The 12,934-nt window shown below is 61.9% G+C and carries 13 protein-coding genes and 2 pseudogenes; 8 read left to right on the top strand and 7 right to left on the bottom strand.

All coding sequences use genetic code 11. The annotated features are described in order from the left end of the window. Positions 1–60: 60 nt before the first annotated feature. The 3 genes and pseudogenes from ACM5SV_RS14180 to ACM5SV_RS14170 all read left to right on the top strand — a co-directional run bounded on the left by ACM5SV_RS14180 (position 61) and on the right by ACM5SV_RS14170 (position 3,558). Positions 61–885, top strand: coding sequence for a helix-turn-helix transcriptional regulator (locus tag ACM5SV_RS14180; protein WP_164022448.1), 825 nt, complete (start codon positions 61–63; stop codon positions 883–885). A gap of 120 nt (positions 886–1,005) precedes the next feature. Next, complete coding sequence (locus tag ACM5SV_RS14175) at positions 1,006–1,392, top strand: hypothetical protein (RefSeq protein ID WP_260689103.1); 387 nt, start codon at positions 1,006–1,008, stop codon at positions 1,390–1,392. Between the two features lie 625 nt (positions 1,393–2,017). Further along, positions 2,018–3,558: pseudogene (locus ACM5SV_RS14170) on the top strand (Ig-like domain-containing protein). Between the two features lie 108 nt (positions 3,559–3,666). Here ACM5SV_RS14170 and ACM5SV_RS14165 read toward each other — a convergent pair. Next, positions 3,667–3,804 (bottom strand): annotated as a pseudogene (locus tag ACM5SV_RS14165) (cell division protein FtsZ); the annotation flags it as partial. A 195-nt stretch (positions 3,805–3,999) separates the two neighbouring features. On the opposite strand from ACM5SV_RS14165, the gene ACM5SV_RS14160 reads away from it, so the two are divergent. Then, positions 4,000–4,278: a hypothetical protein gene (locus tag ACM5SV_RS14160; protein ID WP_138334815.1), complete on the top strand. Its 279-nt coding sequence runs from the start codon at positions 4,000–4,002 to the stop codon at positions 4,276–4,278. 119 nt (positions 4,279–4,397) lie between these two features. On the opposite strand, the gene ftsZ is transcribed toward ACM5SV_RS14160, so the two are convergent. Together ftsZ and ACM5SV_RS14150 are read right to left on the bottom strand one after the other, a co-directional pair. Further along, a complete protein-coding gene (gene ftsZ / locus ACM5SV_RS14155) occupies positions 4,398–5,417 on the bottom strand; it encodes a cell division protein FtsZ (RefSeq protein WP_105008187.1) in 1,020 nt (339 codons plus the stop codon). 465 nt (positions 5,418–5,882) lie between these two features. Beyond that, positions 5,883–6,491: a hypothetical protein gene (locus tag ACM5SV_RS14150; protein ID WP_012758069.1), complete on the bottom strand. Its 609-nt coding sequence runs from the start codon at positions 6,489–6,491 to the stop codon at positions 5,883–5,885. An 84-nt stretch (positions 6,492–6,575) separates the two neighbouring features. On the opposite strand from ACM5SV_RS14150, the gene ACM5SV_RS14145 reads away from it, so the two are divergent. Continuing rightward, complete coding sequence (locus tag ACM5SV_RS14145; RefSeq protein WP_164902762.1) at positions 6,576–6,716, top strand: hypothetical protein; 141 nt, start codon at positions 6,576–6,578, stop codon at positions 6,714–6,716. Positions 6,717–6,893: 177 nt separating this feature from the next. On the opposite strand, the gene ACM5SV_RS14140 is transcribed toward ACM5SV_RS14145, so the two are convergent. After that, positions 6,894–8,318: a sensor histidine kinase gene (locus tag ACM5SV_RS14140; RefSeq protein WP_222014114.1), complete on the bottom strand. Its 1,425-nt coding sequence runs from the start codon at positions 8,316–8,318 to the stop codon at positions 6,894–6,896. Continuing rightward, positions 8,315–8,998, bottom strand: coding sequence for a response regulator transcription factor (locus ACM5SV_RS14135; RefSeq protein ID WP_128438441.1), 684 nt, complete (start codon positions 8,996–8,998; stop codon positions 8,315–8,317). Before ACM5SV_RS14135 ends, ACM5SV_RS14140 begins: the two co-directional genes overlap by 4 nt. 134 nt (positions 8,999–9,132) lie before the next feature. Here ACM5SV_RS14135 and ACM5SV_RS14130 point away from each other — a divergent pair, with 134 nt between their 5' ends. Next, entirely contained in the window at positions 9,133–9,621 is a 489-nt protein-coding gene (locus tag ACM5SV_RS14130; protein ID WP_128438366.1) for a hypothetical protein, read from the top strand. Between the two features lie 68 nt (positions 9,622–9,689). Further along, entirely contained in the window at positions 9,690–10,100 is a 411-nt protein-coding gene (locus ACM5SV_RS14125) for a hypothetical protein (RefSeq protein WP_128438367.1), read from the top strand. Between the two features lie 361 nt (positions 10,101–10,461). Here the strand turns inward: ACM5SV_RS14125 and ACM5SV_RS14120 are convergent, their stop codons facing one another. Then, positions 10,462–11,448: an aldo/keto reductase gene (locus tag ACM5SV_RS14120; RefSeq protein ID WP_128438368.1), complete on the bottom strand. Its 987-nt coding sequence runs from the start codon at positions 11,446–11,448 to the stop codon at positions 10,462–10,464. 180 nt (positions 11,449–11,628) lie between these two features. Next, positions 11,629–12,165: an ATP-binding protein gene (locus ACM5SV_RS14115; RefSeq protein WP_128438369.1), complete on the bottom strand. Its 537-nt coding sequence runs from the start codon at positions 12,163–12,165 to the stop codon at positions 11,629–11,631. 361 nt (positions 12,166–12,526) lie between these two features. Between ACM5SV_RS14115 and ACM5SV_RS14110 the strand changes: the two genes are divergently transcribed. Then, positions 12,527–12,907, top strand: a complete 381-nt coding sequence (locus ACM5SV_RS14110; protein ID WP_128438370.1) for a VOC family protein — start codon at positions 12,527–12,529, stop codon at positions 12,905–12,907. The last annotated feature ends 27 nt before the right edge of the window (positions 12,908–12,934 follow it).

Here is a 12,934-nt window from a genome sequence, read left to right as displayed (position 1 = left end):
ATCTGCTCTGCCTCTATCATGGTAAAGTAGTGACATTATCATGGTATAAAGGCTAACAGGATGGGTGAATTCGTCACCTCGGACAATCGGCTCGGCGCCTATCTGAAGGGGCGCCGCGTCAGGCTCGATCCCGCCGCCCTCGGCTTTGCGGGGGAGAGGCGGCGCACACCGGGTCTGCGGCGCGAGGAGGTGGCGAGCCGCGCCAATATCAGCCCGACCTGGTACACCTGGCTGGAGCAGGGTCGTGGCGGCGCGCCGTCTGCCGACGTGCTCGACCGGATCTCTCGCGCGCTGATGCTGACCGATGTCGAGCGCGAACATCTCTTCCTCATCGGTCTCGGTCGGCCGCCCGAGGTGCGCTACCACAGGCAAGAGGGCGTGACGCCGAGGTTGCAGGGCGTGCTCGATGCGCTCGACCCGAGCCCGGCGCTGATCCGCAACGCCATCTGGGACGTGATTGCCTGGAACAGGGCGGCGACTGTGCTTCTAACCGACTACGGCGCGTTGCCGCCGGAAGAGCGCAACGTGCTGCGCTTCATCTTCCTCGATCCGCGCGTGCGCGCCGCCCAGTACGACTGGGAAAGTGTCGCCCGCTTCGTCGTCGCCGCCTTCCGCGTGGATGCGGCCCGCGCGGGTGCTGCGGCCGAGGTCGAGCCCCTCGTCGACGAACTCTGCCGCAAGAGCCCCGAATTCCTGGCGATGTGGCGCGACAACGACGTGCGCACCCACGGCGAGGGCGCCAAGCACATCAAACACCCCATCCTCGGCCCACTCGCTTTCGAATATTCCGCCTTCCAGGTGGATGGCCGGCCGGACCTCAGCATGGTGGTGTACAATCCGGCGACGGCGGAGGATGCGGCGAAGATCAAGGGGTTGGTGGGGTGAGGCGAGGGCGGTTGGTCGATCGATGATATAGCGATCTTCATCGCCTCAATCCGGACAAATCTGCCGTCATGCTGTGCATCGATGAGTGCAAGATTTGAGCCGTGCGGATGGGGGATTTCAATGAATTCATATCGTGCCGTGGCCTTGGTCGCCGGGTTGGTCTTGATGGCGTTGTCGGCTTCGGCGGCATCCGCCTGCAGTTGCAAAGAAATGTCCGATAAGGAGAAATTTGCCAGTTCCGATCTGGTCGTAAGGGGCCGCATGAAATCGGTGACAATTGGCGTCGGTATGCCGGATCCGCAAGCGAGGCGTGAAATACCGCGGATAACAAGCGATGAGTTTGAAATCGAGAGGGTGCTGAAGGGGACCTTCAAAGGTAATACAGTGCCGATTTACACGGGTTTCGGCACCGGAGACTGCGGCAGGCTCGGGGAGTTCATCGGGGCGGGCCTATATTTATCCCGACAAGAAAATGAGCGTTGTCGAATTCGGGCTCTCAAAGTCTGAATTTGAAGAGCAAACCTTCTATTTCACCGGGATCTGCGACTATGCGAAGTTTCCCGAGCAGTAACGGCGGGTTTGGGCCTAAGGGATCGCTGCCGTCCGCCTCGTCCTTCGAGGCTCCAGCCTTCGGCTTCCGCGCCTCACGATGAGGCTCTCTTGAGCACTCGCGCGGCATCCTCCATCCTCCCTCATGCTGAGGTGCTGAGCCGGCATGGCGAAGCCTCGAAGCGCGCGCCGCAACGCTGCTTCTCGCATTTAGCCGATCGCCGCACACCCAGCCTCACCTTCTAGGCCGCTGATGGGCGCCCACTTATCTTCCCTCATTCCTGTGCTCGTCACAGGAATCCAGCCAAGGCGCGTCTGCGCTGCGAATGACTTTCTTCCAGGCAAGGAGCCTTTGCGCCCAAGGACTTGGGCGTACTGGATTCCTGTGACGAGCACAGGAATGAGGGAGTTTGGAATAGCGCCCTCGCTCATATTCTCCGCCTCTTGTTAGGGCGAAGCCCCAAAGTATAACAAAATTGTAAAAACCTAAAATACTACTCTTGATAGAAAATTTATTGACCAATCCGATCTCAGCTGCTTTCCTCCGATAGACTAAGGCGAATGGATCTTGAAGGAGATATCCATGACAGAGCTTGCAAAACCTGTGGCGGTCGATGATGTCAGCAGCGCTTCTGAGAATGACGTGATCTCGGGCAATCTGCTGGATAATGATCTGGCCGGGGGTTCCGGCAACATGTTCCTCAACTTCTTCGATGGCGAGCGAGTTCTTGCCAAGACGGCCGGGCAGGTCACCGATATCGAGGGTGAATACGGCACGTTCCACGTCAGCGCCGACGGCTCTTATACCTATACGCTGAACGAGGCTGCCAAGGCGGGCTTCGTTGAGGGGATGACGCTGACGGAGACGATCGGTTACAAGATCTCCGACGGCGCCGGCAACACGGATGTCGGCCATTTCACGCTCGACATTCACGGGGTCACGACCCCGCCGGTCGCGGTCGACGACGCCTTCTCCTTCCGCGAAGGAAGCGAGATGGCAGGCAACGTGCTTGCCAATGATCACCCGGGAGAGGCGGGCGCGCTCTTCCTGCGGTCGGTCGAGGGCACCAGCATTCCTGCCGGTCAGGGGCAAGGGCAGACGACCGACGTGGCGGGCGAATTCGGCACCTTCCATTTCGCAGGCGATGGAAGCTTCACCTACGATCTCGACCCGGCCGTGAAGGCGGGCCTCGATGATGGCGAGCATGCCACCGAGAAACTCCAATATTACAAGGTCTCCGACGGCGCTGGTCACGCGGATGCCGGCGTGATCACCCTGACCGTCGACGGCGTGACTGATGGGAAGTCGTTGAACACCAATCATGTCGAGGCCCAGGCGGATGTGGTGCGCCCCTTCTTGGACCATTACGAACTCCAAGGGGTCGCGATCGATCCGCTAACCGGCCAGTATTACGTCAGTTCCGGCCATGGTTTCCCAGATGGTCCCATGGTGAGCATTTACGACAACGTCTCGGCATTTGAAGCCGACAACGCCAGCGGCGCCATCTCTCTCGGCGACTATGACAAGGGTGAATATGACATCGGCGGAACCTATTTTTCTGTCCGCGGCGGCGAGATCATCGGAAGAACCAACGAGGCGAGAGGCGAGGAGGACCCTTTCCCCGATCAGACCTATCTCGCAAAATGGGATGCCGCCGACGGATCGTCCGATCAGAGGGGCGACCCGATCCCGGGTCTTATCGGCGAGAATGGGGCGGGTACGTTCGACTGGGGTGGATTCACGGCCGTCAATACGATGCAGGATTCGACCGGCATTTACGTCGTCGGCCGCATCAATGACTCCACCTGGCAGGTCTCGAAGATCGACCCCGAAACGTTGAACCCGATCGAATCCAAGACCTTCGCGGCGGGCGGGCTCGGATACGGCTTTGCCGTCGACGGCACGTTCTTCTTCGGCGATTCCTCCAGCAGCGAGCATATCGGCACGGCCTTCGACTTCGAAACTGGGTCAAGACAACGGTTGACGTCAACATAGCCATACCGGGAGACGACTTGATCACCAACGTGGTCTATGACTCAGCGGCGGATAATCTCTACATCACCAACACCGGGATCGACGAAATCTCCGTGGTGCACAATATCTCGGACATACTCTTCGCCTGACGGTCTTTGCTGGCCGAATGCCGACGCCGCCCCGCCCGTTCTTCTTACGGCGGGGCGTTTAACCGGCCGGAGCCTTCGTAAACACAAATCAGCGAAATTGCAGCCACGCTACTGCAGCGTGCGCGTCTGGATCTGTTCGGCGGCGTGAGGCGCGGATGCAGGCAGAGGGCTGCCTTCCAGACCGGTCGCCACCACCGAAACGCGGAACTTGCCGTCGAGGCTGCGGTCGAAGATCGCCCCGACGTATGCAGTCTTGCTGTTCCGGACAAGGCCGCTCTTCAGCCAGTACGAGGCGTCTCCGGCTGTCCCGGCGGGCCGTGTGGAACATGGATGGCGGCCGACGCCTTCAGCCGGCCGCGTGGTCCGGTTTCGGCCGATGATTTGGAACCATGATCCCGCCGCACTGTTTAACTGGAAGGCGCGGAAGCGCCGATAACGGGGATGCCGATTGCCAGCCAACCCGGTAATGACGATCGGCCTTTCGGTTCGCCTATGGAGGAACACGACATGCAAACGACCCGATCGAAACAACTGGCGGACGAATACCTGCGGCTTGGCGGTAAACGGCTGGCCAAGATCGATGACAATATTGTCAAGATCCGCCACTGGGATGATGACACGCCGGAGGCCGAGGCTTTCTGGCAGAAGCACATTGAGCCGTTGGATGACAAGCGCCGCGTAGAGGTCGAAACGCACCTTCCCACGATCAACGACAGGTGATCGCGAATCAACGACAAGTGATCGCGGCGATTTCCCCGGAGCGCAGGACATTGAAGCACGATAGCGCCGCGCGCCCGAAAAGACGCGGCACGCTGTCGTGCTCGGATCGCGCCGCTACGCTACTGCAGAGTGCGCGTCTGAACCTGCTCGGCCGCGTGAGGCGCGGATGCGGACAGCGGTGCGCCTTCCAGGCCGGTCGCTACCACCGAGACACGGAACTTGCCGTCGAGGCTGCGGTCGAAGATCGCGCCGACGACGATATCGGCGTCTTCCTGCACTTCGTCACGAATGCGGCTTGCCGCTTCGTCCACTTCGAACAGCGTCATATCCGAACCGCCGGAGATCGAGATCAGTACGCCCCTGGCGCCCCGCATCGAGATGTCGTCCAGAAGCGGGTTGGCAATTGCAGCTTCCGCCGCCTTCATCGCGCGGCTTTCACCGGAGGCTTCGCCAGTGCCCATCATGGCGCGGCCCATACCTTGCATGACCGACTTCACGTCCGCAAAATCGAGGTTGATCAGGCCTTCCTTGACGATCAGATCGGTAATGCAGCCAACGCCCGCATAGAGCACACGGTCGGCCGTCATGAAGGCATCGGCGAACGTCGTTTTCGCATCAGCGATGCGGAAGAGGTTTTGGTTGGGAATGACGATGACCGTATCGGCCGCCTGGCGAAGCGCCTCGATGCCGATTTCCGCCATCCGCATGCGGCGGTTGCCTTCGAAGGTAAAGGGCTTGGTGACGACGCCGACCGTCAGGATGCCGGCGGCACGCGCAGCGCGGGCGATGACAGGTGCGGCACCCGTACCCGTTCCGCCGCCCATGCCGGCGGTGACGAAGCACATGTGCGAGCCGGCCAGGTGATCCATGATCTCATCGAGCGACTCTTCGGCAGCCGCATGGCCGACCTCAGGCAACGAACCGGCTCCGAGACCCTCCGTCACATTGGCGCCAAGCTGGATGCGGCGCGTCGCCTTGGAGGTGGCCAGCACCTGCGCATCCGTGTTTGCGGCGACGAATTCGACGCCCGCCAGCTTTTCCGCGATCATATTGTTGATCGCATTGCCGCCACCGCCACCGACGCCAATGACTGTAATATGCGGCCGTAGTCCAGAAATGCCGCTCTTGGCGTCCGTCATCGCGCTCTCCTTTGATGCTTCGTTCATGCCCACCCTCGTATGCGGACGGCGAATCGGGCGTCAGGATACGCGAGCAACAAGGCAGAGGCGAGGCGAAAGACGTCTCGGCGGGAGCGGTTATCGGGAAGGGGGCTGGGTTGTGGCTTTGAGGAAGGGAGCATTATGCCGGGAGCTGAGAATTACGCTTCAGGGATAGGTCGCGAAAGCAGCCTTGCGCCAAAAGCGGGCATCCCATCGAGATAAAACGCTATCGTGCGTTTCCTGCCCCATCGGCGAGGTGGCGGCCGTGACAGGACTCCCTTACGCGAACCGGACCGCTTTTCTCGCGCGCGCCTTTGCGACGACTTCCTCGCGATCGCGAGCCGACCCGCGGTGGAAAGCGCAAAACTGGAAGACGCAGAAGCACCGATGACAGGACGCGGATCGCAGGACAGCCGGCCTTGTCCCGGCAATGACGATCGGTCGCTAGGGAAACGCGTCAATGAAGTTTTGATACACAATATAGAAGTGTTCGCCAACCTTGCTGACGCTGAAAGGCCAGTCCGAGCCAGGATAGAGATTGACGCATTCTTTCTTTTCCGAGCACAATTTTTGGGTTCGCTGTTGCCAGGCGGCGGATTGCTCGCCGCTGGGCAGGGCAATTTCATCACTCTCATCGTACACAAGCGTCGTGGATGTTGTCGCCTTGAACATACTGTCCAATGCAAATGTCCTGAATCGCGGCTCACCGCTCGTCACATCGGTTCGTTCGATCTCTGCCAGATACGCTTGCTTGTTCAAAGCAAATCGAACGCTGTCGGGCGTTATGCCGGTAACAGCAACGATGTAAAAAATGACTAGCCACGGAAGGGGTGTGATCAAGAGCGACACGACACGCCACCAGCGCCGCCGCGCCAAGTTGATGCAGATGGAACCGGCGATGGCGATCACGGTCAGCGCGAGAGTGATAAGGCCGATGATCCACCAGTCCCATTTGGGGGCCAGCCACCATAGCCAAATTTGCGACAGGTACGGCAAAAACCAGATTGCATATGTCCAAGTAAACTTGTCATCACGTTTTTCCGACTCTGCCACGTTTAGCTACCGGTCATTTTTTGATTCCCTGATCAACAATAACACGCAGGATAGATGGCGATTTGAAGAAGAGGGGTGGCACTGATGACCTATCTGAAACACGACCAGCTGATCGCGGCCGTGATGCTGGCGGCAACGATGACATCCCTGCGTCAGGCCGATGCCGCGAGTGCGGCAGGAAACCTTCGAAGAGGCGGGATATGTCGGCTGTACTGCGGACGCTGACAAAGTCGACCCCTTTGCGAAACGTTGGCCACATGAAAGTTCTGGATGTCGCGGATCGGGTTATCGGCTTACAGCCTTCTTACGTGCCCCACGAACTTCCAGCATTACTGGCGGATATAGCTGAAGCGGCCCCGGCCCTCCGAAGCACGATCGCTTGGCGCCGCCTCCACAGCCTTGTCACGGGTTGAGCTCATCTGAACGAATGATGCCATTGGTTAGCTTGTCGTCATCACGCAGGACCAGCCCCACCGCCGCCGGCAAACACAACACACACCGCAACCCCATCGCCCCGTTCGCCTCCAGCACCAGCGACCCGCCATACAACCCCGCCAGCTCGCTGACGATACTCAGCCCAAACCCATTGCCCGGCACATGCTCGTCCTCGCGCACACCCGGCAGCAGCACAGCAGCGAGGCGGTCCGGGGGGATGCCGGGGCCGTCGTCCTCGATGGTGATGCGGGCGGTCGGGCCGTTGCGGCGGGCACTGACTTTCACGTGGGAGGCGGCCCATTTGAAGGCGTTGTCGATCAGGTTGCCGAGCATTTCCTCGACATCGCTTTCGTCGCAGGCGACGCGCAGGCCCGGCGCGATATCGGTGTCGAAGGCGATGTTGCGCTCGGCGTGGATCTGGCCGATCGCCCGGTGCAGATCGGCGACCGAAGTCGCCACGTCGGTGCTGGCGACATTGTCCGACGAGGCCATCACCCGGCGGGCGGCGGCGAGGTGGTGTTTGATCCGGTTGTCGATGCGGGCGGCGAGGCTGCGCAATGCGCCCTGCGGATCGTTTTGCTCGTCGAGCGCCAGCAGCAGGCTCGCCACGGGGGTCTTAAGGCCGTGGGCGAGATTGGCGAACTGGATGCGCGTTGCCGCGAGCCTCTCTTCGTTGGCTGCCAGCAGCGCATTGGTTTTCAGCGAGAGCGGCGCAAGCTCGACGGTTGCCTCATCGGGCAGGCGGGCGCGTTCTCCCCGGTTGATGGCATCGATATTGGTTGCCATGGATTTCAGCGGGCGCAGGCCGAAGCGGATCTGCCAGAGCGTGCCGGCCATTAGCACGAGGCCGAGCAGCAGCATGCAGGGCACCAGCCAGAAGAGCGCGCGGAACGCCGGGCCGACGAGGGCGATCATTGGCGCCGTCGCGGTGATCGTCAGCGTCATGCCGTCAATGCTGCGCACGGCCTGGCGAAGATAGAGCGGCCCTCTTCCTCGATCGCCGCCACTGCCTGATGTCGGCATGCCCATCAGCACATGGCGCAGGTCCTGCCGGGGTGGCGGCGCGTCTATCGTGCCGTTCATCAGGGAGCGGGAGGTCAGGCGCTGTTGCCCATCGTCAATCTGCCAGTACCAGCCGGAGGAGGGGCGGTCGAAGGGCGGCGCGTCGAGCGGGGCGGACAGCGCGATCCTTCCCTCGGCGTCGCGGGTCACGGCAGCGGCCAGGGCGCCGATCTGGATGTCCAAACGCTGGTCGACCTGCTCGCGCACCACCGTTTTCAGCGCCAGCCAGAGCACGATGGCAGCAACGACAAGCGCCAGAGTCACGAAGATGCCGGAGAACATCAGCAGCCGGCCGGCGATCGATTTCGGTTTGAGGGAGGGGGCCTTCATGATGCCGACGTCAGCATATAGCCGCGGCCGCGCACCGTCTCGATACGGCCACGCATCGTCTCGATGCGTTCACCGCCGAGCTTCTTGCGCAGGCGGGCGATGATGACCTCGATGGAATTGGAGTCGACTTCGGCATCGCCATCATAGACGCGCTCGGTGAGTTCGCGCCGGTCGACGATCATCTCCTTGCGCAGCATCAGGCAGGAGAGCACCCGCCATTCCAGCGCCGTCAGCTTCAGTGGCAGGCCGTCGAGCTCGAAGGTGCCGAGCTGCGCATCGAAGACCAGCGCGCCGCAGACGAGCCGCGAGGCGGCGTGACCGGACGCCCGGCGCACCAAAGCGCGCAGGCGCAGCACCAGTTCCTCCACCTTGAAGGGTTTGGCAAGGAAATCGTCGGCGCCGGCCTTGAAGCTCGAGACCTTGTCCGGCCAGCCGTCGCGCGCCGTCAGCACCAGAACCGGCAGGTTGCGGTCGCCCTCGCGCCAGCCCTTCAGCACGCTGACCCCGTCGATCTTCGGCAGGCCGAGGTCGAGGATTGCGACATCGAAGAGTTCGGTCAGCCCCGCATGGAGAGCGTCCTCGCCGTTGCGAGCGATATCGACGACGAAGTTCTCCGATCGCAGCACGGCGGCGATCCGGCCGCTCAGGTCTTCGTCATCTTCGACGAGCAGTACGCGCATGGGAAGAACTTTCATCTACGGGAACGGCCCGAAACTATCGGGCCGAGCTTAACTCAATCTGAACGGAGAGGTTCAGGCAGGCGAGGGGGTGGGGCGGCTAGATTGCGGCCATTACTGAAGCAAGGAGCAGATATATGCCGAACGAAGACCAGGACAACGCGCATCCCGAGGGCGCAGCCACGCCCGTGCCGCCAGGACAGCGCCGTCGCCGGCTGGCGATCCCTGTGATCGCGGCCGCCGTGGCGCTTGTCATCGGGGCTGCCGGAGGCGCGAGCGCCGTGAAGATGATGCGTCCCGCGCCCGAGATGGCGCCGCTGACGCCGGTGGCGATTTCGGCCATGCCGGCCACCAGCCTCGTTACCATCAAAGGCAAGGTTGCCGAGATCTACGGCAACAAGTTCGTGTTGCAGGACGAGAGCGGCAAGGCGCTTGTTGAAACCGGCCGGGCTGGCGAGGATGGGGATCTTGTCGCGAAGGACGAAGCCGTCACCGTCCAGGGACGCTTCGACGACGGCTTCGTGCATGCGAGCTACCTCGTTCGTCAGGATGGACGAACGGAAGCGCTGCGTCCGCCGAAAGGTCCGCCGCACAGACGATTTGCAGATTTCGATCACAGGCCGTGACGGGCGTGAACCAAAGCCGCGCTGCGGTGTTTACAGACACGCCTCCTAACTCCGAAAGGAACGCTTCCATGCAACGACTTCTCCTATCAGGCCTTGCCCTTGCAGCACTCGCCGGCACAGCCTTCGCCCAACAGCCGCCCGCTCCGCCATCCGCCGGGACTCCACCGGCAGCGGCTGAACCCGGCTCGCCGCCTCCGCCGCCGTCTCCGTCCACTCCTGATGACGATGAGCAGATGACGGACCGGCCGGATGCGCGGCCGGGAGATCGCCCCGAATACCGCTGGCATGGTCGGAGAGGCGACATGGGCTTCCGTGGTTTCCGTGGTCATCGCCCGCCGCCGCCGCCGTCCAAGGCAGCGCATTTCCGGATCGAGGATGGGAACACCCGGATCGACCTGAAGTGCGCCGAGGACGAACCGATGAAGGTCTGCGCCGATCTGTTGCTGCAAGTGATGGACCGCCTGCAGGGCCAGGACTGATCATCTGCGCTCGAGGCGGATGCCACACGATGATGCCGCCGCCCGCGTTTTCTCGCGGGCGGTTTCAGTTTGGCGCGAACGCCGCCTCGCTCTCCGTCATGTCAGCCTTGTGCCGAGGCTCTGCTGCACCGGTTGCAGATGCTCGGGACAAGCCCGAGCATGACGGAAGAGGGGTTGCCGCGTCCACTCACGCCTGTTGTTGGGTATGCGGCAGCCTCCAACGGCCCTCATCCTGAGGCGCGCAGCCCATAGGGCGGAGCCTCGAAGGACACGCCGCAACGCTGCTCCTTGCATCCATCCAACGCCGGCGCACCAGACAAGAACGTTCGTGCTGTTGCATCGAACGATCGGTGTCGTCGGCTCACCGCGTGACGCGGGCTGCCGATGTTGCGGAGTAGCGGTCGCCGTGGATCTCGATGCCTGAGAAGACCGCGTCGATCTCGGCCAGTTCCTCCGATGTGAAGGTGATGTCGGCGGCAGCGATATTCTCTTCCAGCCGGTGCAGCTTGGTGGTGCCGGGAATGGGGACGATCCAAGGCTTGCGGGCCATCAGCCAAGCAATGGCGATCTGGGCCGCGGTCGCGTTTCTGCGAGCGGCGATGACCTCGATCGCATGGACCACCGGCTGGTTTGCCTTGCGGTTTTCGGCCGAGAGGCGCGGATTGGTCTTGCGGTGATCGTTGCCGCCTTCGAAACTGGTGTTCTCGTCCATCTTGCCGGCGAGGAAGCCGCGGCCGAGCGGGCTATAGGGCACGAAGCCAATGCCGAGCTCTTCGACGACGGGCAGGATTTCCTGTTCCGGGTTGCGCCACCACAGCGAATATTCGCTTTGCAACACGGTGATCGGCTGGACGGCATGGGCGCGGCGGATTGCTTCGACGCCCGCTTCTGACAGGCCGAAATGCAGCACTTTGCCGGCGCCGATCAGATCCTTCACCGTGCCTGCCACCTCTTCGATCGGTACGGCCGGGTCGACCCGATGCTGGTGGAAGATATCGATGCGATCGGTGCGCAGCCGCTTGAGGGCTTCTTCGACGACCACACGGATGCGTTCCGGCCGGCTATCCAGACCAACTTCCGGCCGGCCATCCCTAAAGCCGAATTTCGTCGCGATCACCACCTCATCACGGATCGGCGCCAGCGCCTCGCCGACGAGTTGCTCGTTGGTAAAAGGCCCGTAGGCTTCGGCCGTGTCAAAGAAGGTGACACCCCGGTCGTGGGCCGCCCGCAGGAGCGCGACGGCATCACCGCGCTCCATCGCCGTCCCGCGATGATAGTTCAGCCCCATGCAGCCGAAGCCGATCGCCGATACGTCAGGGCCTCTTTGGCCGAGCTTGCGCTTGATCATTTCAAGTCCTCCTTCCCAGGTTTGATCCCAAGATAGGGCAAAGCCCGGCGGCGATTAGCCGGAGATATCGGCATGAACTCATGAGGTCCGCTCATGAATTTCCCGACTCGCTCGAACCGGGATCGGGTAAGAGAATCCCGGCAATGTCTGCCGCTTGCGCCGAAAGCTGAGGGGCTTGCGTTATGACGCCAGGCGAAACATGCCGCTGTGCGTAGCCTCGATCACCTTGCGCAACGTGTCTTCCCTGTCGTGCCCCTCCGTCGAGACGACATGTTGCTCGAACGGGCCAAGTGATGAGAATTGCTGATGGAGCGCCGCAATAGGGCCGGGATCGGTCAATGTGTCGCCGCCGCGCTCCCGGCAGCGCCGGATGGCGACATCGAGCGACGGGCGCAGAATCACGTAGTGGAGGGGTGCCGCGATTTTCCGGAATGGTTCCAGGAACCACGGCCCGACGATGCCGTCGACGACGACGAAGTAGCCGCCGCCGGCATAGCCTGCCGCCGCCTTCGTCAACACGTCGACGACAACGATATTCTGTTCATGCGCTTCCGGCAGATAGGGCGGGATCACGCCGTTCTTGATGAAATGCCAGAAATCGTCGGAATGAAGATGGACCTTCGGCGAGCCGGGCTCGCGGGCGAGCGCCTCGGCCGTCGTGGTTTTTCCCGAGCCCGGCGGCCCGGTGAGAATGAGAACTTCGCCCGTGTGATCCATCGCGTGGCATTTTCGCACGAAGCAGCATCGTTTCGCAATTAGCCGAAAGGGGGCGGTAATAGCCCGGCATGCCCCCTTCGTTCCGAAGAAGCCGCTGAAGCGGCAGCTACTCCGGCAGTGGCAGCGGAGCGTCGCAAGACGGAGGCATTGGCAGACCTGACGCCCGACCAGCTGAGGGACATCGGTTATCCCCTCCCGTCCATCCCCGCCCGGGACCTTAGGCTGATATTGATGCCGATGTCGAGCGGCCGGAAAGAGTTCATCGCGGGCGGCGTTGGCAGGGTATCGGGTGGGCTTTGTCGGCTTTTCCGCTGCCGGGATTCAACTATGATGGGACGCGGAACGATAGGGAGGGCACGGCATGATCGATCATATCACCATCCCAGTGAGTGACCTGCAGAAGAGCAAATTGTTCTATGAACGCGCTTTCGAACCTCTGGGTTATCGCCTCTCCTTCGGAAAGGAGGGTGTATTCTGGGCCTTCGACGTCGGCGGCAGCCTGTTCGAGATCCAGCACACCGACGACAAGCCGCCTCTGACGCGTTTGCACGTTGCCTTCCGGGTCCAAAGCAGAGCGGAAGTGGAGGCGTTTTATCGGGCCGCGCTCGAAGCCGGCGCTGGGGACAATGGGGCGCCCGGTCCGCGGCCGCAATATAGCGAGAAATACTTTGCCTGCTTCGTTCTCGATCCCGACGGATACAATATCGAAGCCATGATCGACGTGCCTGCGCCGCAAGGGTGACGACGTGAGCGTGGCCCAAAGCCCGTA

This window comes from Rhizobium sp. CRRU65 (assembly GCF_048551595.1).
In the GTDB taxonomy this organism is placed as follows: Bacteria; Pseudomonadota; Alphaproteobacteria; order Rhizobiales; family Rhizobiaceae; genus Rhizobium; species Rhizobium leguminosarum_J.
The sequence above is the reverse complement of the archived record's forward strand: the minus strand, read 5'-3'. Positions and strand labels throughout refer to the sequence as shown.

What these genes read in the sequence shown, in the direction of transcription:
- ACM5SV_RS14180 (WP_164022448.1), top strand. Translation starts at nt 61, where the DNA reads ATGGGTGAATTCGTCACCTCGGACAATCGGCTCGGCGCCTATCTGAAG.
- ACM5SV_RS14175 (WP_260689103.1), top strand. Translation starts at nt 1,006, where the DNA reads ATGAATTCATATCGTGCCGTGGCCTTGGTCGCCGGGTTGGTCTTGATG.
- ACM5SV_RS14160 (WP_138334815.1), top strand. Translation starts at nt 4,000, where the DNA reads ATGCCGATTGCCAGCCAACCCGGTAATGACGATCGGCCTTTCGGTTCG.
- ftsZ (WP_105008187.1), bottom strand. Translation starts at nt 5,417, where the DNA reads ATGACGGACGCCAAGAGCGGCATTTCTGGACTACGGCCGCATATTACA.
- ACM5SV_RS14145 (WP_164902762.1), top strand. Translation starts at nt 6,576, where the DNA reads ATGACCTATCTGAAACACGACCAGCTGATCGCGGCCGTGATGCTGGCG.
- ACM5SV_RS14140 (WP_222014114.1), bottom strand. Translation starts at nt 8,318, where the DNA reads ATGAAGGCCCCCTCCCTCAAACCGAAATCGATCGCCGGCCGGCTGCTG.
- ACM5SV_RS14135 (WP_128438441.1), bottom strand. Translation starts at nt 8,998, where the DNA reads ATGCGCGTACTGCTCGTCGAAGATGACGAAGACCTGAGCGGCCGGATC.
- ACM5SV_RS14130 (WP_128438366.1), top strand. Translation starts at nt 9,133, where the DNA reads ATGCCGAACGAAGACCAGGACAACGCGCATCCCGAGGGCGCAGCCACG.
- ACM5SV_RS14125 (WP_128438367.1), top strand. Translation starts at nt 9,690, where the DNA reads ATGCAACGACTTCTCCTATCAGGCCTTGCCCTTGCAGCACTCGCCGGC.
- ACM5SV_RS14120 (WP_128438368.1), bottom strand. Translation starts at nt 11,448, where the DNA reads ATGATCAAGCGCAAGCTCGGCCAAAGAGGCCCTGACGTATCGGCGATC.
- ACM5SV_RS14115 (WP_128438369.1), bottom strand. Translation starts at nt 12,165, where the DNA reads ATGGATCACACGGGCGAAGTTCTCATTCTCACCGGGCCGCCGGGCTCG.
- ACM5SV_RS14110 (WP_128438370.1), top strand. Translation starts at nt 12,527, where the DNA reads ATGATCGATCATATCACCATCCCAGTGAGTGACCTGCAGAAGAGCAAA.